This window comes from Luedemannella helvata (assembly GCF_039528415.1).
Classification (GTDB): Bacteria; Actinomycetota; Actinomycetes; order Mycobacteriales; family Micromonosporaceae; genus Luedemannella; species Luedemannella helvata.
Genome location: NZ_BAAALS010000015.1, coordinates 66,127 through 91,517, shown reverse-complemented (window position 1 = coordinate 91,517; position 25,391 = coordinate 66,127). Strand labels below are relative to the sequence as shown.

The following is a 25,391-nucleotide window of genomic DNA, read 5'->3' as shown; positions in this document are numbered from 1 at the left end:
CCGCCGCGGGCTCAGGCGCCGATCAACCAACCGATGAGGTACGTGGCGCCGGCCGCCACCGCGCCGAACGCGAGCTGCCGCAACCCGTTGTACCACCACGGCCGTACGGTGAACCGCGACACGAACGCACCGGCCACGAACAGGCCCACCGCACCGGCGGTCAGCGCCGGCCACAGCACGGTGGCGCCGAGGATGTAGGGCAGCAACGGGATGACCGCGCCGACGGAGAAGCAGATGAACGACGACACCGCGGCCACCATGGGGCTGGGCTTCTCGTTCGGGTCGAGGCCCAGCTCCTCCTGGGCGTGGACGCGCAGCGCCTCGTCCTCGTTGTCGTTGATGCGCCGGGCCACCTCGTACGCCAGGTCGGCCGGCAGCCCCCGCTCGATCCACGCCTCGGCCAGTTCGGCCGCCTCGGCCTCCGGGTTGCGGCGCAGCTCGACGCGCTCCTTGGCGAGCTCGTAGTCGAGCTGCTCGTTCTGGGTGCGCACGGACGTGTACTCGCCGAGACCCATCGAGATGGCGCCGGCCACGAGGCCGGAGACGCCCGTCAGGACGATCGCGTTCGGGGACACACCGCCGCCGCCCACGCCGGCGATGAGGGCGATGTTGGTGACGAGGCCGTCCATGGCGCCGAACACGGAGGCGCGCAGCCACCCGCCGGACACGTCCCCGTGCTCATGGGCGATCGGCGGCAGGTGCGGGTGGGGGGTCACGGAAGGGTCAGGATCTCGTACCCGGTGTCGGTGACCGCCACGGTGTGTTCGAACTGGGCCGTCCACTTGCGGTCCTTCGTCACCACCGTCCAGCCGTCGCGCCACATGTCGTGCTGGTGCGTGCCCAGGGTGATCATCGGCTCGATGGTGAACGTCATGCCGGGCTCCATGACGACGTCCAGGTTCGGCTGGTCGTAGTGCGGCACGAACAGGCCGGAGTGGAACGACTCGCCGATGCCGTGCCCGCCGAAGTCGCGCACCACCCCGTACCCGAACCGCTTCGCGTACGCCTCGATGACCCGGCCGACCACGTTGAGCGCCCGCCCGGGCGCCACGGCCTTGATGCCGCGCATGGTGGCCTCCCGGGTGCGCTCCACGAGCAGGCGCGCCTCCTCGGACACGTCGCCCACGCAGAAGGTCTGGTTGGTGTCGCCGTGCACCCCGTTCAGGTACGCCGTGACGTCGACGTTGAGGATGTCGCCGTCCTCGATCACGGTCGAGTCGGGGATGCCGTGGCAGATGACCTCGTTGAGCGAAGTGCAGCACGACTTGGGGAAGCCCTTGTAGCCCAGCGTCGACGGGTAGGCCCCGTGGTCACAGAGAAACTCGTGGACGACCCGGTCGATCTCGTCGGTGGTGACGCCGGGCTTCGCGTACTCCCCCGCGAGCACCGTGGCCTGGGCCGCCAGCCGCCCCGCCACCCGCATCTTCTCGATCGTCTCCGGGGTCTGCACCACCCGGTCGGAGCGCTTCGGCAGCTTCTTGCCCACGTACTCCGGGCGGACGATGGACGCCGGCACCTCCCGCCAGGGCGAGAGCTGACCGGGCGCGACAGGTGCGCGCGTGCTCATGCCGACCCCTCCGCTGCGCTCCGGTGCCGCCATGAGTTCAACCTGAGCCGACTATTCGCTCGCTGACGCTCGCTCATGCCGCCCAGCCTATCGCCGTGCCGTGGCGGGGTTATCCAGCGCGGGCATCCCGTCGATGCTGGTCGTGTTCTTCCGCACCCGGTAGTCGTCGGCGTAATCGCCGTCGCGGTGCTCCCAGTACTTCACGAGCAGGTCCCGGTCGCCCTCGTAGGCCAGGTACGGCACCGAGAACCCGCACGAGTCGCTGACCCGCGTGACCTCCACGGTCACCACGCCGCGCAGGCCCACGGTCTCCGGCGGGTCGAACAGCGCGACCAGCTCGGCGAACGCCGGTTCCTCCGCGCGCACATAGGTGCCGTGCCCGTGCAGCCGCACGATGGTGGGCGGGCCCTGGAAGGCGCAGAACATGATCGTGATGCGGCCGTTGTCGCGCAGGTGGGCCACGGTCTCCGCCCCGCTGCCGATCCAGTCCAGGTAGGCCACCCGATGCTCGCCGAGGACCCGGAACGTGCCCCGCATGCCCTTGGGCGAGACGTTGACGTGCCCGTCCGGCCCGCTCGGCGCGGTGGCCACGAAGAACATGGGCTGCTCCGCGATGAACGCGGCCAGCTTCTCGTCGATCTTCTCGTGCACCTTCCCCATGTCCCGATCCTCACCCCCGGATCTGACCGTCACCAGCGCGTTCCCACGCCCGCGCGGGTGACGCCGCTCACCCGGCGGCGGCCACCAGCGCGGCGAACAGCCGCTTGTCGGGGGTGTCCTCGGGATGCCACTGCACGGCCAGGTGAAACGCCCGCCCGGGGTCCTCGACCGCCTCGACCAGCCCGTCCGGCGCCAGGGCCGCGATCTTGAGGCCGCCCGCGTCCGCGACCCCCTGGTGGTGGTGGGAGTTGACCTCCAACTCGGCGCCCAGGATGTCCCGGCAGCGGGTGCCGTCCAGGATGCGCACCACGTGGCTGGCGTAGCGCCCGTCCGTACGGCGGTGCTCGGCCAGCCCCGGCACGTCCGGCAGATGCTGGTGCAGCCGCCCGCCGGCCGCCACCACCATGAGCTGCATTCCCCGGCACACGCCGAGCACCGGCAGGTCGGCGGCCACGGCCGCGCGCAGCAGAAGCAGTTCGGCGTCGTCGCGCCGGGTCACCACGGCGGTCCGCGGGTGGGCCGCCGCCCCGTAGCGCGCCGGGTCCACATCGGACCCGCCGGTGAGCACGAGCCCGTCCAGGCGGCCCACGATGCCGGGGTCAGGATCATCAGAAGCCACGAGTACGGGCAGCCCGCCCGCCTCCCGCACCGACCGGGAGTACGCCAGCGGCAGGGCCGCGACATCGGTCTCCGCCGGCCCGTACACGCCGCGCTTGAGGTAGGTCGTCAGGCCGATCAGTGGACGCGCCATGCGATCAATTGTGGCAGCCGTGCCGACCCCGGGTATGGCAGCGGCGCGGGCGGACCGGGCACCCCAACCCGGCCGGCCGCGCCGCCTTGTCCTCATGTCGCACGTGCGGGGTCGACCAGGCCAACCGCCGGGAGAGGACCGGCGGCCCGCACATGGCACCGCGCCGTGCCTCTCCAACAAGGGATGCCGACAGGCTAGCCACCCGACCCCCGGTCAGGGCGAGTCCAGACGCCGTGACGACCCGCACAATCACGCGTGAGGCGTGGCGCGGCTCACGCTCGAAAGCGACATGAGGCGCACCGCGCTGAACAACAGCCTTCTACAGCGGAGTCACGTAGGCGCCCGTGATGCCGCCGTCGACGATGAACGACGAGGCCGTGATGAAGGACGCGTCATCGCTGGCCAGGAACGCCACCGCGGCGGCGATCTCCGAGGGCTCGGCGAAGCGGCCCATCGGCACGTGCACCAGCCGCCGGGCGGCCCGCTCCGGGTCCTTGGCGAACAGCTCCATGAGCAGCGGCGTGGCGACCGGCCCCGGACACAGCGCGTTGACGCGTACCCCCCGGCGGGCGAACTGGACGCCCAGCTCGCGGGTCATCGCCAGCACCCCGCCCTTGCTGGCGGTGTACGAGATCTGGGAGGTCGCCGCGCCGAGCAGCGCGACGAACGACGCCGTGTTGATGATCGAACCCTTGCCCGCGGCGAGCATGTGCGGCAGCACGTACTTGCAGCACAGGTACACGCTGGTCAGGTTGACCCGCTGGACGCGCTCCCAGGCCTCGATGCCGGTGTCGAGGATCGAGTCGTCGTCCGGCGGCGAGATGCCCGCGTTGTTGAACGCGATGTCGACCCGCCCGTGCCGGTCCACGACCCCGTCGAACAGCGCTCGCACGGCCGCCTCGTCGACGACGTCGACCGCCACGAACTCGCCGCCCACCTCGGCGGCGGCCGCCTCGCCCGCCTCGGCGTTGAGGTCCACGACGACGACCTTCGCCCCCTCGGACGCGAACCGGCGGGCGGTCGCGAGCCCGATCCCGCTCGCCGCCCCCGTGATGACGGCCACCCGGCCGTCCAACCGACCCATCAACGTGCGCTCCTAGTCCGTACTCAGAAAGACGTTCTTGACGTCCGTGAAGGCCGTCAACGCGTCGGGTCCCAGCTCACGGCCGAGACCGGACTGCTTGGCGCCACCGAACGGGGTCCAGTAGCGCACCGAGGAGTGCGAGTTGACCGAGAGCGTGCCCGTCTCGACGCCCCGGGCCACCCGCAGCGCGCGGCCCACGTCCCGGGTCCAGATGGAGCCGGACAGGCCGTACTCGGTGTCGTTGGCCAGGGCGATCGCCTCCGCCTCGTCGGCGAACGGCAGCACGGACAGCACCGGGCCGAAGATCTCCTCGCGCCAGTGCCGGTCGGCGGCCGACCTCGCGAGCAGCACGGTCGGCGGGTGCCAGAAGCCCGGCCCGTCCGGCGCGGTGCCCGCGAACGCCACGTCGGCGCCGTCCACGTAGGACGCCACCGTGGTGCGCTGGCCGGCCGAGATCAGCGGCCCCATCTGGGTGGTCTCGGCGGCCGGGTCGGCGCACCGCAACGCCCGCACGGCCGGCTCCAGCAGGGCGAGGAACTCGTCGTAGACGTCGCGCTGCACGAGCAGCCGCGAGCGGGCGCAGCAGTCCTGGCCGGCGTTGTCGAACACGGACGTGGGTGCGCCGGCGGCGGCCGCCGCCAGGTCGGCGTCGGCGAAGACGATGTTGGCGCTCTTGCCGCCGAGTTCGAGCGTGACCCGCTTCACCTGGTCGGCGCAGCCGGCCATGATCCGCTTGCCGACCCCGGTGGACCCGGTGAAACAGATCTTGCGGACGGCCGGGTGGGTCACGAACCGCTCGCCGACGACGGAACCCTTGCCGGGTACGACCGTGAACACGCCCTCGGGCAGCCCGGCCTCAAGCGCCAGCTCCCCCAGCCGCAGGGCGGTGAGCGGGGTCAGCTCGGCCGGTTTGAGCACCACGGTGTTGCCGGCCGCCAGCGCCGGGGCGAAGCCCCAGGCGGCGATCGGCATGGGGAAGTTCCACGGCACGATCACGCCGACCACGCCGAGCGGCTCGTGGAAGGTGATGTCCACCCCGCCGGGGACGGGGATCTGCCGGCCGGTCAGCCGCTCCGGCGCGCCCGCGTAATAGTCGAGCACGTCGCGCACGTTGCCCGCCTCCCAGCGGGCGTTGCCGATCGTGTGACCGCTGTTGCGCACCTCAAGCCAGGCCAGCTCCTCGACGTGCGCGTCCACGACGGCCGCGAACCGGCGCAGCAGCCGGGCCCGGTCGCCGGGCGAGACGCGACGCCACGTTTCGAACGCCCCCCTCGCACGCTCGACCGCGGCGTCGGTCTCCTCCCCCGACGCCTGCCCGACCTCGGCGATGACCTCCTCGGTCGCCGGGTTGATGACCGCGTTGCTCACAACCGTTCGAACCCCCGCCGAAGCTCCCAGTCGGTCACCGCCGCGTCGAACGCGGCCAGCTCCACCCGGGCGTTGTTGCCGTAATGCGCGACGACCTCGTCACCGAACGCGTCGCGCGCCACCCCGCTGGTCTCCCACAGCCGCATCGCCTCGCCGAGGCGCGCCGGCACCCGCGGCGCCCGCGCGTCGTCGTAGGCGTTGCCCGTGTAGACCGGCTCCAGCTCCAGCTCCCGGTCGATGCCGTGCAGCGCCCCCGCGATCAGCGCGGAGATGGCCAGGTAGGGGTTCACGTCGCCGCCCGGCACCCGCGACTCGACCCGCAGCGACGGCCCGTGCCCGACGAGCCGCAGCGCGCAGGTGCGGTTGTCCACGCCCCAGCGCAGCGCGGTCGGCGCGAACGAGCCCGGCTGGTAACGCTTGTACGAGTTCACGTTCGGCGCCAGGAACAGGGTCAGCTCGCGCGCCGTGGCGAGCAGGCCCGCGATAACGCGCTCGCCGAGCGGCGACAGGCCCGCGGGGCCGTCGCCCGCCATCGCGGGCTCTCCCTGCGGGGTACGCAGCGAGAAATGGATGTGGCAGGAGTTGCCCTCGCGCTCGTTGGGCTTGGCCATGAAGGTGAGCGCCATGCCCTCCTGGGCCGCGATCTCCTTCGCCCCGTTCTTGTAGATCGAGTGGTTGTCGGCGGTCGTGAGCACCTCGTCGTAGCGGAACGCCACCTCGTGCTGGCCCAGGTTGCACTCGCCCTTGGCGCTCTCCGGCCGCAGCCCCGCGCCGGCCATGTCGACCCGCAGGCGGCGCAGCAGCGGCTCGACCCGCGACGTGCCCAGCAGCGAGTAGTCGACGTTGTAGAGGTTGGCCGGGGTCAGGTCGCGGTAGCCCTTGCGCCACGCGTCCTCGTACGTGTCCCGGTAGACGACGAACTCCAGCTCCGTGCCCGCGTAGCCCACCAGTCCGTGCTCGGCGAGGCGCTCGATCTGGCGGCGCAGGATCTGCCGGGGCGAGGCGGGCACGGGCGAGCCGTCGTGCCACGCCAGATCGGCGATCAGCAGCGCGCTGCCCGGCTGCCAGGGCAGGCGGCGCAGCGTGGACAGGTCCGGCCGCATGACGAAGTCGCCGTAACCGTGCGCCCAGCTCGACATCGCGTACCCGTCGACCGTGTTCATGTCGACGTCGACCGCGAGCAGGTAGTTGCAGCCCTCGCTGCCGTGGGCGAGGACCTCCTCCAGGAAGTACGGCGCGTGCAGCCGCTTGCCCTGCAGGCGCCCCTGCATATCCACGATGGCCAGCACGACCGTGTCGATGTCGCCGGACAGCACGGCGACCCGTAGCTCCTCGACGCTGAGAGAGGGCTCCCGCATGGAGCAACCCTAATGGTCTGAACCCGATCCTTAAAGGGTCAGGCGATGAGCGCCCGGAGGAGTTCGGCGGTCGCGTCGCAGTGCTCCTCCATGGCCGCCCGGGCGCCGTCCGGGTCGCCGGCCAGGATGGCGCCCACGATGCGGGTGTGCTGGGCGTCGGAGTGGTCCAGGTTGCGCGGCAGGACGGGGATCGCGGCGAGCAGCCGGTCCAGGGTCAGCTGCACGTCGGCGACGGCGGCCAGCAGCGACGGCGACCCGGCCACGGACGCGATGGCCAGGTGCAGCCGCGAGTCGTTGACCCGCCGGGGGCCCTGCCCGGCGGAGGGGTCCCCATCGGGTGGGTCGGCCGCGGGCGGGGCGGCTTGCCCGCCCGGCAGCGGGTCGCGCAGGCGCGAGGCCGCCAGGGCCGCGGTGAGCTGGGCGCGGTCGGTCGCGGGCAGGGCCCGGCCCGCGGCCAGGCCGGCCGCGCCGCCCTCCAGCACCCGCCGGAAGTCCAGCGCGTCGAGCAGCGCGTCGCCCATCTCGCGGGCCACGGCGACGGCGTCCTCCCGCACGCCGGGCGCCCCGTCGCCCGACCACACGACGAACGTCCCGCCGGCCCGCCCCCGCCGCGACTCCAGGTAGCCGGCGTCGCGGAGTTCCGCGATGGCCTCCCGCAGCGTCACCCGGCTCACCTGCAACTGGTCGGCCAGGACCCGCTCGGCCGGCAACTGTTCGCCCACGGCGACCGCGCCGAGCCTGATGGCCTGCACGAGCCGGGCAACCGTGATCTCCAGGGCGTTGCCCGCCCGCACCGGCCGCCAGATCGCCAGGCGCACGCCCGTACCCCCCTTTTTGTTGTTCCTGTCGCGGCGGGTGACCCGCCGCGACAGGAACCTACACGCGGCCGTCAGGGGGCGGCGTCCGCCTCGGCGGCCAGCTCGGCCTCCGTCGACGGCTCGTCGATGTTCTGGCGCGGGCCGGTGAACCACCTGCGGGCGCCGAGGAACCACCACAGCGCCGCGCCGCCGACGACCACGGCCACCGCGACGACCGTGTAGTTGAAGTTCGTCGCCGTGATCGGGTAGGCGGCGGGCAGCACGAACAGGACGCAGATGAAGGCCACCCAGCCGATCGCCGTCCAGCCGACCGCCGCGCTCCACCGGCCCAGGTTCCACGGGCCCTGCTGGAAGTCCGGGTTGCGCAGCCGCAGGAACACCGGCAGCACGTACGCGATGTAGAGGCCGATGACGGAGATCGCGGTGGCCGCGAGGTACGCGGTGGTGTTCCACAGCGACGGCAGCACGAGCACGATCGAGCAGGCCACGCACAGCCAGATCGAGTTCGTGGGCGTGCCGGTGCGCGGGTTGACCTGCTTCCACAGGCGCGAGCCGGGCAGCGCGCCGTCGCGGCTGAACGCGTACGCCATTCTCGAATTGCCGGTGACCGACGCCATGCCGCAGAAGAACTGGGCGACCACGCAGATGAACAGCAGGAACCTGCCCAGCCCGGAGCCGGCCGCGTCGACGAAGATCTGCGCGGGCGGGAAGCCGGTCGCCGAGCCCATCTGGCCCTCGTAGTCCCGGATCGCCCAGGTCACCGCGAACAGCAGGAAGAAGCCGGCGACCAGCGACACCAGGACGGAGTTCACGATGCCCTTCGGCGCGGCGACCTGGGCGTCGTGGGTCTCCTCGGACACGTGGGCGCTCGCGTCGTACCCGGTGAAGGTGTACTGCGCCATGAGCAGGCCGATGAGGAACGCGTAGATGGCCCCGCCGGTGCCGGAGATACCGGTGGCGTTCGTCGTCTGCAGGAACACGTCGCGCAGGCTGTAGTGCTGGTCGGGCACGATGGCCAACACCGCGACGATGACGGCGACGCCGGCGATGTGCCACCAGGCGCTGACGTCGGAGAGCACCTTCACCAGGTTCACGCCGAACGTGTTGAGCAGCCCGTGCAGCGCGATGATCACGAGGAACACGACGAACGTGCTGAGCTTGGTCACCTCGAGCCCGAACACCAGGCTCAGGAACGCCGACGTGGTCAGCGCCGCGCCGAAGTCGATGGCGGCCGTCACGGCGACCTGGCCGAGGAAGTTGAACCAGCCCACGAACCACGCCCACGCGGCCTTGTTGCGCTTGGCGAGGGCGTACGCCCACCAGTACAGGCCGCCGGCCGTCGGGTAGACCGAGCAGATCTCGGCCATGGACAGCGCCACCAGCGTGACGAAGCCGCCCACGAGCAGCCAGCCGAGCGTGATGGCGGCGGGCCCGCCGTTGGCCATGGCGATGAGGTACGACGTCAGGCAGCCGGCCAGGACGGAGATGATGGAGAACGAGACCGCGAAGTTGGAGAAGCCGGAGAACGTGCGTCGCAGTTCCTGCTTGTAGCCGAGCCGGGCGAGGAGTTGGACATCAGCGTCGGGTGCACTCATGGGTATCTCCTGGGCTTGCTGAGCCGGATAAGGGAGACAGTGCTGTCGAGCGTTGGAAAAATGATTCGCCCGCGCAGCGGACCATGTCAATGAACGGACGGGCTGATTCGGCTCAGAAACAGACCATTGAGCTGGAGACATGAAAGGGCCCGGCGCGGCGGTCGCCGTGCCGGGCCCGTCACCCGAACGTCGCTGTTACGGGCTTGTGCAGGCCACCGTGGGTACGGCGTTCGCGCCGTTCCAGGCACCCAGGAATCCGAAGGTCGTCCTCGCCCCGGCGGCCAGGGCGCCGTTCCAGCCCACGTTCCGCACGGTCACCGCGGAGCCGCTCGACGTGAGCGTGCCGCCCCACACCTGGCTGACGGTCTGGCCGTTGGCGAACGTCCACGTCACCGTCCACCCGCTGATGGCCGCCGCGCCGGCCGTCACGGTCACCTCACCCTGGAACCCGCCCGTCCACTGGCCGGTGACCGCGTAGGCGGCCGTGCACGCCGCCGGCGGACCGGCGGTCGTCGCCGGAGCGGACGTCACCGCGCGCGTGGTCACCGGAGCGGAGCTGACCGGGCCGCTCGTCACCGGCGCGGACGTGACCGCACGCGTCGTGACGGGCGCCGAGGTGACGGGCGCTGACGTCACGGGCGCCGACGTGACGGGTGCCGAGGTGGCCGGCGTGGTGGTGGCCGGGGCCGAGGTGGTGGAGCCGCCCGACGTGGTGTACGTGACCCGCGTGTAGGCCGCGCTGCACCGCGACCCGCACGACGACGGCAGGCCGAACGAGTACACCCGCCCGCCGTTGATGAGCTGGTCGGTGCGGTCGCGGACGCGGATCTGGAACTGGGACCCGCCCGACGCCGTGGCGCCGATGATGAACGACTGGCCCATGTCGCCGTTCATCTGCGCGGCCTGCCAGGCGCCGTTGGCGAGGTACTCCACCCCGTGGATGCCGTTGGCCAGGTGGGAGACCGTGATGGCGGGCCACCACACCTGCGCGCCCTGCATGAAGCCGATGGTGATGTCGCCGCTGTAGCTCGGCGGGTCGACGAACTGCCAGGAGATGCGACGGTTGTTGAACTTGTTCGGCAGGCCGGTCATCGCGGCGCCGTCCTTGGTGAACCGGGTCAGGGACGGCTTCGAGAAGTCCAGGTGGTACGGGTCGTCGCGGCACCACGCGTTCGAGTCGCCGCAGCTGTCCGCGACGATCATGTTGAGGGTGGCGCCGTTGAACTCGTCGGCGACCCAGGACCCGTTGCGGCAGAACGCCTGCCCGGGCGCGCCGTCGTTCACGCCGGTGCAGAAGTCGCCGATGGTGACCTTCACCCAGCGCCCGCAGTTGTGCCCGTTGTTCCACATGCCGAGCTTGTTGAGGTCCGGCCCGGTCAGCGGGCGGGGGTAGAACGAGTAGTCGCCCGGGGTGTCGTACACGTTGAGCGCCACGAAGTCCTGCGTGTCCAGCTCGGACTGCGGCAGCCCGCACCCGCCGTACGGCGACCCGAGCGCGTCGAAATAGGTCGCGTTGCCGGTGACCGGCGTCGGGGTCTCCGTCGACGTGAGGGCGCTCGCGGTGTTCTTCGGCCCGACGACGGCGACGATGATGGCCACGGCGGCGAGGACGAGCACGGCCGCGACGGCGACCAGCCGCTTCCACGATCGCGGCAGGGGCGCCCCGCCTCCGTCCGCCGCGTCCGCGCGCAGGGTCATATCCATGGCGATTCCTTCGGGATTGAGGTCGACCCATGTTTTCCCTGGGATCACCGCCTGTCAATGGAGCGGCCCGGTGGCCGCGAACCAGCGCGACCACCCTCCGCCACCCGGCCAGACGCCCGCTTCGAATACGGCGAGGTACGCAAATCACGTCATCGAAACCCGTCACCGGGGACGGGCAGGAAAGGTGTCGGCGTGCCCGCAAGTTCCGGTCGGCGGCCACCGCGTGCGGCGCCACCGACCGGAGGGTCGTCACAGCCGCTACAACATCCTAGGATGAAGTTCTGATCAGCAGGCGCAGGTTGCTCCGGCGACCGGCGCGGTCAGCGGGTCGACCGGGGCGGTCACCTCGCCCAGGGCGGTGACCACCGGGAAGCCCTCCCGGACCCAGTACTCGTAGCCGCCGATCATCTCCTTCACCCGGTAACCCAACGTGGCGAAGGCCAGCGCCGCGCGGGTGGCGCCGTTGCACCCCGGGCCCCAGCAGTAGGCCACGACCGCCGACGTGCGCGGGATCAGCTCCCCCGCCCGCGCCGCGATCTCCGCCGTGGGCAGGTGCAGCGCCCCCGGCAGGTGCCCCTGCTCCCACGCCACGGCCGCCCGGCTGTCGACCACCACCAGGCCCTCGACTCCCGCGGCCAGGTCCGCCTGGACGTCACTGACGTCCGCCTCCAGCGTGAGCCGCCGGGCGAAGTGGGCCACCGCCGCCTCCGCGGTGGCGAAACCAGTGCTGAGTACGCGCGACGCAACCGCCGTTTCCGTTGTCATGCCGTCAGCCTCGCGGCCCGGCCGGCAACGGCACAGTGGCGCGATAGACCCTGTCCGCTAAGATTCCGCCATGCCGACCCGCAGCCTCCCTCCGCCCCGGCGGCGCGGCCCGACGATCGCGGTCCTGGCGTACGAGGGCATGACCGGGTTCGAGGTCGGCATCGTCTCCGAGGTGTTCGGCCTGGCCCGCCCGGAACTCGACGTCCCCTGGTACGAGTACGTGATCTGCGCCGCGAAGCCCGGCGCGGTGCGCATGGTCGGCGGGGCGACGATGGCGCCCGCCCACGGGCTGGCGACCTTCGCCAACGCGGACACCCTGATCGTGCCGGGCGTTCCGGACGTACACGGGGAGGTTGACGCCGAGCTGGTGACGGCCCTGCGGACGGCGCACCGCAACGGGTCGCGGATCGTGTCCATCTGCTCGGGGGCGTTCGCGCTCGCGGCGGCGGGCCTGCTCGACGGGCGCGGGGCGGCGACCCACTGGCGGTACGCGGGCCTGCTGCGCGAGCGGTTCCCCGCCGTGACCGTGCACCCGGACGTGCTCTACCTCGACGAGGGCGACGTGCTCACCAGCGCCGGCAGCGCGGCCGGCCTGGACCTGTGCCTGCACCTGGTGCGGCGCGACTTCGGCCCCAGCGTGGCCAACGCGGTGGCCCGGCGGCTGGTCGTCCCGCCGCACCGCGACGGGGGGCAGGCACAGTTCATCCAGGCGCCCGTACCGGACACGGACGGCGCCGACCCGGTCGGCGCCAGCATGACGTGGGCGCTGGAGCGCCTCGACGAGCCGCTCAGCGTCGCCGCGATGGCGGCCCGGGCCCACATGTCGACCCGGTCCTACCTGCGCCACTTCGCGCGGCGCACCGGCACGAGCCCGATCCGCTGGCTGATCGCCCAACGCGTGCAGGCCAGCCTGCCGCTGCTGGAAGCGGGCGCGACGCCCGTCGAGGACGTCGCGAGGCGGGTCGGCTTCGAGACGGCGGTGACGTTTCGCCACCACTTCACGCGCGCGATGCGCACGTCGCCGTCGGCCTACCGGCGCGCGTTCCGCGACGCGGACCTCACGCCACCGCCGCCAGCAGCCCCGCCGCGTCGATGACGTCGGCGTGCGTACCCTCCGCGCCGCAGGCGTGGGCGCCCGCCACCGTGCCGGCGCGGACGCACTGCTCCAGCGGCCACCCCGCGAGCCGGCCGTAGAGGAACCCGGACACGAACGCGTCGCCGGCGCCGTTGCTGTCGACGACCGGCCGGGGCGGGGTCGCGGCGGGCACGTGCCGCACGCCGTCCTGACCGCGGGCCAGCACGTAGCACCCCTCCGCGCCCGCCGTGGCGATCACGACCTGGGCCCGGCCCTCCGCGACGATGCGCCCCATCACCTCGCGGAAGCGATCGGAGATCCTCGCGAGGCTCAAGGTCACCACGTCCGCCTGCCGGGCGAACTCCCAGTGGTACGGGTCGTGCCCGTCCCAGTCGTGCAGGTCCGTCGACGTCGGGACGCCGAGGTCGAGCAGGTCGTCGAACAGGTGCCGGGCGAAGTCCATGATGGACAGGTGCACGTGCCGGGCGGCGCGCACGTACGGCAGGTAGAACTCGCGCGGCAGGCGCAGGTCGGGCGAGTCCCGGGCGTCGTAGAGCGACATCCGCCGGCCCTGCTCGTCGACGAGGTTCACGGCCCGCCGCGTCCCCAGCGGCGAGACCTGGAACCGCAGGTCCACATTTCGGCGCCGGCACTCGGCCCGCACCAGGTCGCCCTGCGGATCCTCGCCGATGAAGTCCACCAGCGTGGTGGCCAGGCCGAGCGACTGGCACCCCAGCGCCACCCCGTACCCGGTGTGCCCCGCCCAGTCGCGGATCCCCGGTGTCATCACCGAGTCCGCGAACGGTACGGGCAGCGACGGCACCCGCACGATCGTGTCGACGCCCGTACCCCCGATAACCACCACATCTCGCGTCACGCGCGGCATCATGCCTGATCGACGACGTTCGCTGGCCAACACGGTTCAGCGCTCGGCGATGCGCTCGCTTCCCGCGTACACGTTCATGGTCGCGCCGCGGGCGAAGGCGACCAGGGTGAGCCCCACCTCCGTCGCCAGGTCCACGGCGAGAGTGCTCGGCGCCGACACCGCGACCAGCGCCGGGATGCCGGCCATGGACGCCTTCTGGGTCAGTTCGAAGCTGGCCCGGCCGCTGACCACGAGGACGTGCCCGGTCAGCGGGAGCCGCGAGGCCCGCACGGCCCAGCCGATCACCTTGTCGACCGCGTTGTGCCGGCCGATGTCCTCCCGTACGCAGACCAGCTCGCCGGCCGCCGTGAACAGGCCGGCGGCGTGCAGGCCGCCCGTGCGGTCGAAGCCGGGCTGGGCGGACCGCAGCCGCGCGGGCAGGGACGCCACGACGGCCGCCGGCAGCCGCACCGGGTCGGCGGCGACCGGGTACCGCGACCGGGTGCGGACCGCGTCGATGCTGGCCTTGCCGCAGACGCCGCACGAACTGGTCGTGTAGAAGTTGCGGGTGGGGTCCACGGACGGCGGCGCGACGCCGTCGGCCAGCCGCACGTCCACCACGTTGTACGTGTTCGGCGCGTTGTCGCCCGCGCACAGCTGGGCCGTGCGCACGTCGGACGCGGCCCCGATGACGCCCTCGGTGAGCAGGAAGCCGATGGCCAGGTCGAGGTCGTCGCCCGGGGTACGCATGGTGACCGCGATCGGGCGGCGCCCGACCCTGATCTCCAGCGGCTCCTCGGCCGCGACGGTGTCCGGCCGCCGGGACGCGGCGCCGCCGACGTCGAACCGCACGATGGGCCGGCGGGCGCTCGCCCTAGCCATCGACGGGCTCCAGCCGTACGACGATCTGCTTGGAGGTGGGCGTGTTCGAGCCGTCGGCCGTGGAGTCCAGCGGCACGAGCACGTTGGCCTCCGGGAAGTAGGCGGCCGCGCAGCCGGGCGCCGTCGGGTAGGCCACGACCCGGAACCGGGGTGCCCGCCGCTCGACGCCGTCGGCCCACTCGGACACGACGTCCACAAGGGATCCGTCCGGGATGGCGAGCGCGTCGAGGTCGGCCGGCGAGACGAACACGACCCGCCGCCCGCCACGGATGCCCCGGTACCGGTCGTCCAGCCCGTAGATCGTGGTGTTGTACTGGTCGTGGCTGCGCACGGTCTGCAGCAGCAGCCGCCCCGGCGGCACGGCGAGCGCGGTCGGCCGGTTCACGGTGAACACCGCCCGGCCGGACGGGGTCGGGAAACGCCGGGCGTCGCGCGGCGGGTGCGGCAGCGTGAACCCGTCCCCGGCCACCCGCGCCTCGAAGTCCTCGAAGCCCGGCACGACCTCCGCGATGGCCCGCCGCACGACCGCGTAGTCCGCCGCGAAGTCCGCCCAGGGCAGCGCGGGCCGCTCCGGTGTCGGGGCGGATGCGTCCCCGAGCAGCGCGCGCCCGAGCCCCGCGACGATCGCCATCTCCGAGCGCAGGTGCGGCGACGCGGGTGGCAGGTGGCCGCGCGACGCGTGCACGGCCGACATGGAGTCCTCCACGGTGACGAACTGGTCCCCGTCAGCCTCGGTGCGGCCCAGGCACGGCAGGATCAGCGACACCCGCCCCGGCACGACGTGCGAGCGGTTGAGCTTCGTGGACACGTGCACGGTCAGGTCGACCGAGCGCAGGGCCGCCTCGGTGACGGCGGTGTCCGGCGTGGCCGCCGCGAAGTTGCCGCCCAGCGCCAGGAACGCCCGCACCCGGCCGTCGCGCATGGCCCGGATCGCGTTGACGGTGTCGTAGCCGTGCGCGCCCGGCACCGTGAAGCCGAAGAACTCCCCCATCGCGCCCGCCCAGGCGGGTGGCCGCTCGACGATGCCCATGGTGCGGTCGCCCTGCACGTTGGAGTGCCCGCGCACCGGGCACAGGCCCGCGCCGGGCCGGCCGATCATGCCGCGCAGCAGTTGCACGTTGACGATCTCCCGGATGGTCGCGACCGCGTCGCGCTGCTGGGTGAGCCCCATGGCCCAGCAGACGATCGTCGCGGGCGAGTCGGCGAGCAGCCGGGCGAGCGTCTCGATCTGTTCGCGGGTCAGCCCGGTCGCCGCGCTGGTCGCCGCCCAGTCGGGGCTGCGGGCCGCGTCGCGGTAGCTGTCAAAACCCACGGTGTACGCGTCGACAAAGGCGTGATCGACCGCGTCCCACCCGACCAGCAGCGCCCCGACGGCGGCGAACAGCGCCAGGTCGCCGCCGACCTTGATCTGGAGGAAGTGGTCGGCCAGCGGGGTGCCCGCCCCGAGGAGGCCGCTGGCCTTCTGAGGGTTCTTGAACCGGATGAGCCCGGCCTCCGGCAGCGGGTTGATGGCGACGATCGTGGCGCCGGCGCGCTTGGCCCGCTCCAGCGCGGTGAGCATGCGCGGGTGGTTCGTGCCCGGATTCTGGCCCACGACCACGATGAGCTTCGCGGCGTGGATGTCGTCCAGGGTGACGCTGCCCTTGCCGATGCCGATCGTCTCCGTGAGCGCGACCCCGGAGGACTCATGGCACATATTGCTGCAATCCGGGAGATTGTTCGTCCCGTACGCCCGGGCGAGCAGTTGCCAGCAGAACGCCGCCTCGTTGGAGGTGCGCCCGGAGGTGTAGAACACCGCCTCGTCGGGCGAGGCCAGCCCGCGCAGCGCGTCCGCGACCAGCGCGACCGCCGCGTCCCAGTCGATCGGCTCGTAGTGGTCGGCGCCCGCGCGGCGGATCATCGGTTCGGTGAGCCGGCCCTGCTGGCCCAGCCAGTGGTCCGTGCGCCGCGCCAGCTCGCTGATCGGGTGCGCCGCGAAGAACCCGCGGGTGACCCGGCGCAGGGTGGCCTCCTCGGCGACCGCCTTGGCGCCGTTCTCGCAGAACTCCGCGTGCGCGCGCCCGGCCCCGGCGGGTTCCGGCCAGGCGCAGCCCGGGCAGTCGAAGCCGCCCACCTGGTTGACGCGCAGCAGCGCGCGGGCGCCGCGGCGTACCCCCATCTGGGAAAGACCGGCCGACAGGCCCGCCGCCACCCCGGCCACGCCGGCCGCCACGGCCTTGGGCTCGCCCACCGAGGGTGGGCGGACCTCGTGGTCGCGCCCGCCGTTGTCCTCCCGTGGTGCCCTGGTAGCCATGCGATAAGGAGAACACGCCGGTCAATCGGCGGTTTCCGCGACCGGGTGTGAGACCTGTTCACTGACGCCTTCAGGACGATATGGTTCATACGTGACCGAGACCGCGGAGACCGTTGAACTGGTGGCCGCGGGCGGGCCGTGGGCCGCGGCCGGCGGCGACCTGGCCCGGACCCTGCAGCACGGCGCGGTGCTCCTCGACGGCGGCCTGGCGTCCCAGCTGACGGCCACGGGCAGCGACCTGACCGACTACCTCTGGTCCGCGCGCGTGCTCGTCGACGACCCGGGCGCCATCGTCGAGGCGCACCTGGAGTTCCTGCGGGCCGGCGCGCGCGTCATCACGACCGCGAGCTACCAGGCGACCCGGGCCGGCTTCGCCCGGCGCGGCATCGACGCCGCCGGCACGGAGGCGCTGCTGCGCCGCAGCGTCGCCCTGGCCGACGAGGCCCGCGAGCGCGCCTACGACGAGGGCATCCCCGGTCCGGTGTGGATCGCCGCGTCCGTGGGGCCCTACGGGGCGATGCTGGCGGACGGTTCGGAATACCGGGGCGCCTACGGGCTGAGCGTCGACCAACTGGTCGACTTCCACGCACCCCGGCTGGCCGTGCTCGCGAACGCCGGCGCCGACGTGCTCGCCTGCGAGACCGTGCCGGACACGATCGAGGGCGAGGCGCTGATGCGGGCGCTCGCCGGTCTCGGCACGCCGGCCTGGCTGTCCTACACGGTCGGCGGCCCGCGCACCCGCGCGGGGCAGCCGCTCGACGAGGCGTTCGGCGTGGCCGTGGGGGTGAAGGAGATCGTCGCGGTCGGCGTCAACTGTTGCGCGCCCGCCGATGTGGCCACCGCCGTCGCGGTGGCCACAGCCGTCACAGGGCTGCCCGGGGTGGCATACCCGAACAGCGGGGAACGCTGGGACGCGGTGCGCCGGGACTGGACCGGTGAGGTGTCGCTCGACCCGACGCGCGTCCAGGAGTGGGTCGACGCGGGCGCCCGGCTCATCGGCGGCTGCTGCCGCGTGACCGCGGGCCACCTGCGCGCCATCCACGCCGCGCTGGGCGGAGCCTAGCCCGCCGCCGGTGATCCGCCCGGCGACGCCCGCGTCACCGGGGAACCCGGCGTCACACCGGGATGACGCCCGAGATGACCAGCGCGCAGAAGGCCGCGCCGAGCGCCCAGCCGCCGAGCAGGCCGGCGGCCACGTCGCGGCGGTGGCGGACCACCAGCACGATGCCCGCGACCACGACCGTGATCAGGAAGAGGGCCTGCACGCCGAAGAAGGTCACCGCGACGGCGGCCAGGTCGTCGAAGCCGTCCCCGGCGTCCGTCGACCGGCCGGCGATGAGTGCACCGACCAGCGCGATGGCGTGTCCGGCCACGCCGAGCGCGGCGCCGAGCACGACCCGGCCCCGGCGCCACTGGGTCACCGGTTCGGGTACCGCCCCTGTTACGACGTTCTCCATCGCTAGATTCTCCGACATCCGCTCCCCCGTCCAAGCGCCGTTCGCGCGGTGTGGCGATCGGCGTGGCCGCCATCGTAGGCGCCGCGCGCCACGGTGGCATTCGGGGAACCGACAGAGATCAGGGTTCCACGATCACCTTGAGGCCGCCGCGCCGAGCCGCCGTGGCGAGCGCCTCATCGGCGCGGCTGAGCGGGAACCGGTCGGTCACGACGGAACGCACGTCCACGTCGCCCGCGGCCACCAGGGCGATCGCGCGGGAGTACACCTCGTTCATCCGGCGGGCCATGATCAGGGACAGGCCCTTACGCCGGGCCAGGGCCGCCGTGAAGCTCGTCCGGTCGGTGCTGGGGATGCCGACCAGCACCACCCGGGCCCCGGGCCGGGCCGCCAACAGGCTGGTGTGCAGGGCCTCGTCCGTGCCGCCGACCTCGAACACGACGTCGGCGAGGCCGATCGGCCCGAGGACGCCGTCGGGCGGCAGCGGGTGGGCGCCGAAGGCCTCGGCGGCGGCCTGCCGGTGCGGCAGCGGGTCGACGGCGTACACGCGGGTCGCGCCGGCACGGCGGGCCAGCTGCACCAGCAGGAGACCGATCGGGCCGCAGCCCACCACGGCGACCGTCGAGCCGAGGTGCACGTGGCCGAGGTCGACGGCGTGCAGGGCCACGCCCAGGGGCTCCAGCATGGCACCGTCCGCGGCCGACATCCCGGCGGGCAGCGGGTGCAGGTGCGCGTTCGGCCAGGCCAGGAACTCGCGCAGCCCGCCGTCGCTCGTGCCGTGCCCGGCGAAGTCGACGGCCGGGCAGAGGTTGTAGTACCCGCGCCGGCAGCTCGGGCACGACCCGCAGGGCACGGCCGGGTCCACGGCGACGAGCTGCCCGTCGAACGGGCCGCCCACGACGACGCCGGCGAACTCGTGGCCGATCACCAGGGGGCGGCTGAGCTGCGCGTCGCCGATCCCGCCCTCGTCGTACCAGTGCAGGTCGGAACCGCAGAGGCCGACAGCCTCGACCCGCACGAGGCTCTCGCCCGCACCGGCCGACGGCACCGCCTCATCACCGATCCGGATGTCGCCCGGACCGTGCAGTCGCGCCACTCTCACCGTCGCCGTCCACCTCTCCACGCCGAACGCCGGCTCCCGCCGGCTGCCAGCGCCACGCCGCTGACTGGCCGACACGATAACTGAGAAACGATCCGGCCGACGGCCGCTCGGCCGCGAGTTTTCGCACGTGCCGGGCCCGCGATGGCCGGATCGGCAGGGTGGGAGGACACTGGTTCGGGCGACGAGCGCACGGGAGGCGAACCTTGGGCAGGCCTGTCCTGTTGACGGTGGATGACGATCCGGCGGTGTCCCGGGCGATCGCGCGCGACCTGCGCCGCCGCTACGGCGAGGAGTACCAGGTGGTGCGCGCCGCGTCCGGGCCGGACGCGCTGGACGCGCTGCGGGAGCTGAAGCTGCGCGGCGGGCGGGTCGCCGCCATCCTGGCCGACTACCGGATGCCCCGGATGAGCGGCGTCGACTTCCTCGAACAGGCCATGGACCTGTTCCCGCGGGCGCGCCGGGCGCTGCTCACCGCGTACTCGGACACGGACGCGGCGATCGCCGCGATCAACGTGGTCGACGTCGACTATTACCTGCTCAAGCCGTGGGAACCGCCCGAGGAGAAGCTGTACCCGGTCGTCGATGCGCTCGTGGAGGCGTGGCAGGCGGCGGGCGAGCCGGAGGTGACCGAGGTCAAGGTGGTGGGCCACCGGTGGAGCGCGCCGTCGTACGCGATGCGCGACTTCCTGGCCCGCAACCAGGTGCCCTACCGCTGGTACGGGGCGGACGACCCGGAAGGCCGGCGGCTGCTCGACGCGGCCGGCATGGGCGAGGACGCGGTGCCCCTGGTGGTCACGCCGGACGGCACGCCGCTCGCGGCGCCGACCACCGCGCAGGTCGCCGGGGCCGTGGGCCTGGCCACGGCGCCGGCCGCCGACTTCTACGACCTGTTGATCATCGGTGGCGGCCCGGCCGGGCTGGGCGCGGCCGTCTACGGCGCCTCGGAGGGCCTGCGGACCGTCCTCGTCGAGCGGCTAGCCGTGGGCGGGCAGGCCGGCCAGAGCTCGCGCATCGAGAACTACCTGGGCTTCCCCGACGGGGTGTCCGGCGACCAGCTCACCGACCGGGCCCGGCGGCAGGCGGCGAAGTTCGGCGCGGAGATCCTGTCCGCCCGGGACGTGACCGATTTGCAGGTGCGCGGCTCGGCGCGGGCGATCCGGTTCGCCGACGGCAGCGAGGTGGCCGCGCACACCGTCCTGCTGGCCACGGGCGTGTCGTACCGTCCGCTGGACGCGCCCGGCGTGGCGGAGCTGACCGGCCGCGGCGTGTACTACGGCTCGGCCGCCACGGAGGCGCCCGCCTGCGCGGGCGAGGACGTCTACATCGTCGGCGGGGCGAACTCGGCCGGGCAGGCGGCGGTGTTCTTCTCCCGGCACGCGGCGCGGGTGACGCTGCTGGTGCGCGGCGACTCGCTGGCCCGCTCCATGTCGCACTACCTCATCGAGCAGCTGGCGGCCCTGCCCAACGTGTACGCCCGCACGGGCACGGTGGTCACGGGGGCGCACGGCGACCAGCGGCTGGAGGCGATCTCGGTCCGTGACGCGGACGGCACGTGCGAGACGCTGAAGGCGGGGCACCTGTTCGTCTTCATCGGCGCGCAGCCGCCCACCGGCTGGCTGTGCCCGCAGGTGCGCCGCGACGAGCAGGGTTTCGTGTGCACGGGCGCCGACCTGCTGGTCGAGGGCCACCGGCCACCGGGCTGGACGCTGCCCCGCGACCCGTACCACCTGGAGACCAGCGTGCCCGGCGTGTTCGCCGCGGGCGACGTGCGCGCCGGCTCGGTCAAGCGCGTGGCGTCCGCGGTCGGCGAGGGCGCCATGGCGGTCAGCCTGGTCCACCGCTATCTGGAGACGACATGACGGCCATCACGCCCGAGGAGCTGCGCGGCCTGTTCCTGTTCGAGTCGCTCGACGACGACCAGCTGGAGTGGCTGGCCCGGCACGGCCGGGTGGAGTCCTTCCCGGCTGGTACGCACGCGGTCGCGGAGGGCCAGCCGGCCGAGTCCTTCATCGTGCTGCTCGACGGGGAGCTGGCCATGTCGCGCCAGGTGCGCGGCGACGAGGTCGAGATCAGCCGCACGAGCCAGCGCGGCGTCTACGCGGGCGCCACCCAGGCGTGGATCTCCGACGCGGGGGCCGTGTCCGTGTACCCGTCGTCGATCCGGGCCGTCACGGACTGCCGCTTCCTCGTCCTGCCGGCCGCCGAGTTCGGGCCGGCGCTGCGCGAGTGGTTCCCCATGGCGGTGCACCTGCTGGAGGGCCTCTACCACGGCATGCGCACCACGGACGCGCTGATCTCGCAGCGGGAACGGCTGGTGGCGCTCGGTTCGCTGTCGGCCGGGCTGATGCACGAGCTGAACAACCCGGCCGCGGCGACCGCGCGGGCCACGTCGGCGCTGCGCGAGCGGCTGGCGCACATGCGTCACAAGCTCGCCATGCTGGCCGACGGCAGCATCGACCGCACCCAGCTGCGCAATCTCGTGGAGCTGCAGGAGGTCGTGATCGCACGGCTGAAGAACGCCGTCGAGCTGACCCCGATGCAGGCCGCCGACCGCGAGGACGAGCTGGCCGACTGGCTCGCCGAGCATGCCGTGCGCGACGGGTGGGACCTTGCCCCGGTCCTCACGGCCGCCGGCATGGACGTCGACTGCCTCGACGAGATCGCCGACAAGGTCGACCCGTCCCTGCTGGAGCAGTCGATCCGCTGGCTGGGGTACACGCTGGAGACCGAGATGCTGATGAGCGAGGTGGAGGACGCGAGCGCGCGCATCTCCGCGCTCGTCGGCGCCGCCAAGCAGTACTCGCAGATGGACCGCGCCGCCCACCAGTGGACGGACGTGCACGAGGGCCTCAAGAGCACCCTGGCTGTCATGCGCCACAAGCTGGGCGACGGCATCACGATCGTCAAGGAGCTGGATCCGGACCTGCCGCGCGTGCCGGCGTACCCGGCGGAGCTCAACCAGGTGTGGACGAACATCATCGACAACGCCGCGCAGGCGATGGAGGGGCGCGGAACGCTGACGGTGCGCACCTCGCACACGGACACGAGCGTGCTGGTCGACATCGGCGACAGCGGGCCGGGCATGTCCGAGGAGGTGCGCCGGCGCATCTTCGAGCCGTTCTTCACCACGAAGCCGGTGGGCCAGGGCACGGGCCTGGGACTCGACATCTCGTACCGGATCGTGGTGAACCGGCACGGCGGCGACATCACCGTGACCTCGCACCCCGGCGACACCCACTTCGTGGTGCGGCTGCCGATGACCGGGACGACCGAATCAGGAACCTGAGGAGGCCACCGAACGGAGCGCGCCCACCACGGCGGCCAGTTCGGTGACCAGGCCCGCGACGGTCGTCTGGTCGGCGCCGCCGATGGTGACCGAGCGCAGCTCGTCGGGCTTGGGCAGGCGCGCCACGATGTCGGGCAGCGCGTCGATGAGCTTGGCCTGCACGCTGGCCGGCGACTGCCCGTTGTCGATCTCGGCCTGGACGCGGGCACGCTCCAGCTCCAGCAGCGCGCCCTGGTGTCCGGCCTCGGCCCGGGCGCGGGTGCGGGCCAGCTCGGCGTCGAGCTCCAGGCCCGCCAACCGGGCGGCCGCCCCGGCCCGCTCGCGGGCGAACTCCTGCTCGGCGTCGTGGCGCTCGCGCGACAACCGCAGGGCGTGCTGGGCGCCCTCGTGCGCGAGGTCGGCGAGCAGCTGCTCGTCGACGCGGTCGCGCTCGGCGCGGCGTACCTTCTCCTCGGCCTCCCGGTCGAAGCGGGCCGCCTCGTGCCGCGCCTGCAACTCGGCGACCTGGCGGTCGTTCTCCAGCCGCTGGCTGGTGCGGGTGCGCTCGGCGGCCAGCTCCCGCTCCGTGACGGAGGCGTCGGCGGCCAGCTCGGCGAGGCGGGCGACGCGACGCTGGTCGGCCCGGTAGGGGCCCTGGAGGTTCTCCCACAGCCGCGACGAGCTGACCACGGCCTCCTTGATCTGCACGGTGACGATGCGCAGGCCGAGGCCCCGGTTGGCGTCCCCGGACCCCTCCGCGACGTCGCGCAGCCGGGCGGTCAGCTCCTCGATGATGGGCTGCTTGTCGCTGAGCACCTCGCGCACACCCATGGTGGCGACCTTGTCCTTGATCGCCGCCTCGGCCTGCTCCTTCAGCTGCAGGTTGATCAGGCGCATCGGGTCCTCGGTGTCGCTGAAGTCCAGCTTCCGGTACGCCGTCCCGATGTCCTCGATGATCCACTGCACGTACGCCTGGACGAGCACGCCCTGCAGCTCCTCGCAGATGCAGCGGGCGCTGATGACGATGGTCTGCATGGCGCCGGGCACGACCATGAACGAGTCCGTGCGCGGCCGGTAGCGGAACGACACGCCCAGGCCCATGTGCAGCGGCTCGGCGTGGCCCCGGCGGGTGTGCACGACGAACGCGTTCGGCGGCACCAGCACGGTCTTCCACGGGCCGACCCCGGTGACGCGCACGCCGACCGCGCCGGAGGAGGGCGTGGGTGGCGGCGCCGCCTGCTGGGCGAAGCCGAGCACGCGGGCGCGCTGGGGAGCCATGGCGGCGGCGGGCGCGGGCGCCGACCGCTTGACGCGCAGATCCTGCTCCAGCGCCTCCTGGCGCGCCACGACCTGATCGAGATAGGCGTTGCTCTGCTCGGACATCGACGGGTCCTCCCGGGCACCGACTCGGGTTGTCACCGTCCGCTATGGACGGCCGGCGCCGAGTCTGCCGGGCGATGTCAAGGGCGTGCCGGGGGTCAGCTCTCCGCGGGCAGCGGGCCGGACGACACCGCCTCGACGGCCTCGTCGACCGTCGCGTAGCTGCCGAACATCTCGGCCAGGCCGCTGATCTCCAGCACGCGGCGCACCATCGGGCTGGGCGCGGCGACGACGAACCGGCCGCCGGCCTCCTCCAGCTGGCGCCGGTAGCGGACGAACACGCGCAGCCCGGCGGAGTCGCAGAAGGAGAGCGCGGTGAGGTCGAGCACGACGTACACCCGTCCCTCGGCGACCTGCCCGTCGATCGCGGCGGCCAGCTCGGGGGCCGTGGCTAGGTCCAGCTCGCCGTCCACCGACACCACCGCGACGTTGTCGCGCTCGTCGACACCGATCGTCAGAGACATGCCTACCGCCCGTCCGCTCACCGTGCGCCACCGCGCGTGGCCACGTCACAAAACTCGCTGATCCGCATCACCATAGTGCCGCGTCGGGCTCACTCCCGCAGGTCGGCCCAGACGACCTTGCCCTCGGCGAGCGGGGTGGCGCCCCACTCGGTCGCGAACGCGTTCACCAGGGTCAGGCCCTGGCCGCCGTCCGGCCCCACGTCCTCGACGCGACGCATGCGCGGCAGTTGCCGGCTCGAGTCGCGCACGGACACGTGCAGGCCATGGTCGGTCAGCGTCGCGACCACGAGGAAGCGTCCGCTGGCATGCAGCACGGCGTTGTTGACGAGCTCGGTGACGACGAGTTGGGCGGCCGGCAGCACGCCGTCGAGGCGCCACTCGGCGCAGGCCTGGGTGACCATGCGGCGGGCGTCGGCCGACGCGGCGGGCGAGCGCTCCAGCTCCTGCCAGCGTCGGGGCGCCGGGGTCGCGGCGCGCACGTGCTCGATGGCCGCCTCGACCGTCGGGAAGATCGGGACCTGGGGGGGGCGCAGGCTGTCGGGCCGCCGGCACATGGCCACGATCCGGCCGGGCCACGCCTTGGCCTGGGTGGCCACCGGGTGCAGGGACTCACCGGCGCCCGGGTCGGCGACCAGGTCGCCGAGGTCGACGACGAGGCCGTCGGGGCTGTCGGCGAGGGCGTCGACGATCCAGCGACTGGCCCGGGGACCGTCGCCGCGGCGCAGCCGCCCGGACATCCGCAGCACCGTGACGGGCTCCGTCTGCAGCACCTCGGCGCGAAGGTCGCCCGGTTCGCCGGTTGCGGCGGTCACGATCGAGTCGCCATCGCCGTCGTTACCGCCGTACCGCAGACTGCTCAACACACACCCCTTCGCCGCCCCGAGCTTAGTGTGACATGTGTGATCGGCCCCCGGCCGACCAACCTCGGGCCCCGCACAGGA

Annotated in this window: 23 protein-coding genes; 4 read left to right on the top strand and 19 right to left on the bottom strand. The window is 72.9% G+C overall.

What is annotated here, in order from left to right; translation table 11 throughout:
- Window positions 1-11 precede the first annotated feature (11 nt).
- The 11 genes from ABD191_RS16550 to ABD191_RS16500 all read right to left on the bottom strand — a co-directional run bounded on the left by ABD191_RS16550 (window position 12) and on the right by ABD191_RS16500 (window position 11,670).
- Window positions 12-716 carry a VIT1/CCC1 transporter family protein gene (locus ABD191_RS16550; protein ID WP_344082524.1) on the bottom strand — a complete coding sequence of 235 codons (705 nt, stop codon included), beginning with the start codon at window positions 714-716 and terminating at the stop codon, window positions 12-14.
- On the bottom strand, window positions 713-1,567 hold the full coding sequence (gene map, locus ABD191_RS16545) for a type I methionyl aminopeptidase (protein ID WP_344082522.1): 855 nt from the start codon (window positions 1,565-1,567) through the stop codon (window positions 713-715). Before map ends, ABD191_RS16550 begins: the two co-directional genes overlap by 4 nt.
- Before the next feature lie 87 nt (window positions 1,568-1,654).
- Window positions 1,655-2,227: a pyridoxamine 5'-phosphate oxidase family protein gene (locus ABD191_RS16540; protein WP_344082520.1), complete on the bottom strand. Its 573-nt coding sequence runs from the start codon at window positions 2,225-2,227 to the stop codon at window positions 1,655-1,657.
- Window positions 2,228-2,294: 67 nt separating this feature from the next.
- Window positions 2,295-2,978 (bottom strand): gamma-glutamyl-gamma-aminobutyrate hydrolase family protein, encoded by a 684-nt coding sequence (locus tag ABD191_RS16535; RefSeq protein ID WP_344082518.1) that lies wholly within the window; start codon window positions 2,976-2,978, stop codon window positions 2,295-2,297.
- Window positions 2,979-3,297: 319 nt separating this feature from the next.
- Window positions 3,298-4,062 (bottom strand): 3-oxoacyl-ACP reductase, encoded by a 765-nt coding sequence (locus ABD191_RS16530; RefSeq protein ID WP_425560732.1) that lies wholly within the window; start codon window positions 4,060-4,062, stop codon window positions 3,298-3,300.
- 12 nt (window positions 4,063-4,074) lie between these two features.
- Entirely contained in the window at window positions 4,075-5,430 is a 1,356-nt protein-coding gene (locus ABD191_RS16525) for an aldehyde dehydrogenase family protein (RefSeq protein ID WP_344082514.1), read from the bottom strand.
- Entirely contained in the window at window positions 5,427-6,788 is a 1,362-nt protein-coding gene (locus tag ABD191_RS16520; protein ID WP_344082512.1) for a glutamine synthetase family protein, read from the bottom strand. The genes ABD191_RS16525 and ABD191_RS16520 overlap by 4 nt, the downstream gene beginning before the upstream one ends.
- Window positions 6,789-6,826: 38 nt before the next feature.
- The gene (locus tag ABD191_RS16515; RefSeq protein WP_344082510.1) at window positions 6,827-7,606 is read right to left on the bottom strand and encodes a FadR/GntR family transcriptional regulator; all 780 of its coding nucleotides are present in this window, start codon (window positions 7,604-7,606) and stop codon (window positions 6,827-6,829) included.
- A gap of 71 nt (window positions 7,607-7,677) precedes the next feature.
- A complete protein-coding gene (locus ABD191_RS16510) occupies window positions 7,678-9,201 on the bottom strand; it encodes an amino acid permease (protein ID WP_344082508.1) in 1,524 nt (507 codons plus the stop codon).
- Between the two features lie 195 nt (window positions 9,202-9,396).
- Window positions 9,397-10,905 (bottom strand): cellulose binding domain-containing protein, encoded by a 1,509-nt coding sequence (locus tag ABD191_RS16505; RefSeq protein ID WP_344082506.1) that lies wholly within the window; start codon window positions 10,903-10,905, stop codon window positions 9,397-9,399.
- Window positions 10,906-11,190: 285 nt separating this feature from the next.
- Entirely contained in the window at window positions 11,191-11,670 is a 480-nt protein-coding gene (locus ABD191_RS16500) for a rhodanese-like domain-containing protein (RefSeq protein WP_344082504.1), read from the bottom strand.
- Between the two features lie 70 nt (window positions 11,671-11,740).
- Here ABD191_RS16500 and ABD191_RS16495 point away from each other — a divergent pair, with 70 nt between their 5' ends.
- On the top strand, window positions 11,741-12,766 hold the full coding sequence (locus ABD191_RS16495) for a helix-turn-helix domain-containing protein (protein ID WP_344082502.1): 1,026 nt from the start codon (window positions 11,741-11,743) through the stop codon (window positions 12,764-12,766).
- On the opposite strand, the gene ABD191_RS16490 is transcribed toward ABD191_RS16495, so the two are convergent.
- From ABD191_RS16490 to ABD191_RS16480, 3 genes are read right to left on the bottom strand one after another with little or no spacing between them, the layout of a single operon-like run.
- A complete protein-coding gene (locus tag ABD191_RS16490; RefSeq protein WP_344082500.1) occupies window positions 12,729-13,622 on the bottom strand; it encodes a carbohydrate kinase family protein in 894 nt (297 codons plus the stop codon). The genes ABD191_RS16495 and ABD191_RS16490 overlap by 38 nt on opposite strands.
- Before the next feature lie 45 nt (window positions 13,623-13,667).
- Complete coding sequence (fdhD, locus tag ABD191_RS16485; protein WP_344082498.1) at window positions 13,668-14,492, bottom strand: formate dehydrogenase accessory sulfurtransferase FdhD; 825 nt, start codon at window positions 14,490-14,492, stop codon at window positions 13,668-13,670.
- Window positions 14,485-16,785 (bottom strand): FdhF/YdeP family oxidoreductase, encoded by a 2,301-nt coding sequence (locus ABD191_RS16480; protein ID WP_344082496.1) that lies wholly within the window; start codon window positions 16,783-16,785, stop codon window positions 14,485-14,487. The genes fdhD and ABD191_RS16480 overlap by 8 nt, the downstream gene beginning before the upstream one ends.
- Window positions 16,786-16,876: 91 nt before the next feature.
- On the opposite strand from ABD191_RS16480, the gene mmuM reads away from it, so the two are divergent.
- On the top strand, window positions 16,877-17,848 hold the full coding sequence (gene mmuM, locus ABD191_RS16475) for a homocysteine S-methyltransferase (RefSeq protein ID WP_344082494.1): 972 nt from the start codon (window positions 16,877-16,879) through the stop codon (window positions 17,846-17,848).
- A 52-nt stretch (window positions 17,849-17,900) separates the two neighbouring features.
- Here the strand turns inward: mmuM and ABD191_RS16470 are convergent, their stop codons facing one another.
- Both ABD191_RS16470 and ABD191_RS16465 read right to left on the bottom strand, forming a co-directional pair.
- A complete protein-coding gene (locus ABD191_RS16470) occupies window positions 17,901-18,242 on the bottom strand; it encodes a hypothetical protein (RefSeq protein ID WP_344082492.1) in 342 nt (113 codons plus the stop codon).
- A 118-nt stretch (window positions 18,243-18,360) separates the two neighbouring features.
- A complete protein-coding gene (locus ABD191_RS16465) occupies window positions 18,361-19,341 on the bottom strand; it encodes a zinc-dependent alcohol dehydrogenase (RefSeq protein WP_344082490.1) in 981 nt (326 codons plus the stop codon).
- Window positions 19,342-19,568: 227 nt separating this feature from the next.
- On the opposite strand from ABD191_RS16465, the gene ABD191_RS16460 reads away from it, so the two are divergent.
- Both ABD191_RS16460 and ABD191_RS16455 read left to right on the top strand, forming a co-directional pair.
- A complete protein-coding gene (locus ABD191_RS16460) occupies window positions 19,569-21,200 on the top strand; it encodes an NAD(P)/FAD-dependent oxidoreductase (protein WP_344082488.1) in 1,632 nt (543 codons plus the stop codon).
- Window positions 21,197-22,627 carry a sensor histidine kinase gene (locus tag ABD191_RS16455; protein ID WP_344082486.1) on the top strand — a complete coding sequence of 477 codons (1,431 nt, stop codon included), beginning with the start codon at window positions 21,197-21,199 and terminating at the stop codon, window positions 22,625-22,627. Before ABD191_RS16460 ends, ABD191_RS16455 begins: the two co-directional genes overlap by 4 nt.
- Here the strand turns inward: ABD191_RS16455 and ABD191_RS16450 are convergent.
- From ABD191_RS16450 to ABD191_RS16440, 3 genes are all read right to left on the bottom strand, one after another.
- On the bottom strand, window positions 22,616-23,989 hold the full coding sequence (locus ABD191_RS16450; protein ID WP_344082484.1) for an SPFH domain-containing protein: 1,374 nt from the start codon (window positions 23,987-23,989) through the stop codon (window positions 22,616-22,618). The two genes, ABD191_RS16455 and ABD191_RS16450, sit on opposite strands and share 12 nt — an antisense overlap.
- 95 nt (window positions 23,990-24,084) lie before the next feature.
- On the bottom strand, window positions 24,085-24,450 hold the full coding sequence (locus ABD191_RS16445) for an STAS domain-containing protein (RefSeq protein ID WP_344082482.1): 366 nt from the start codon (window positions 24,448-24,450) through the stop codon (window positions 24,085-24,087).
- Window positions 24,451-24,539: 89 nt separating this feature from the next.
- The gene (locus tag ABD191_RS16440; protein WP_344082480.1) at window positions 24,540-25,310 is read right to left on the bottom strand and encodes an ATP-binding protein; all 771 of its coding nucleotides are present in this window, start codon (window positions 25,308-25,310) and stop codon (window positions 24,540-24,542) included.
- Between the last annotated feature and the right edge of the window lie 81 nt (window positions 25,311-25,391).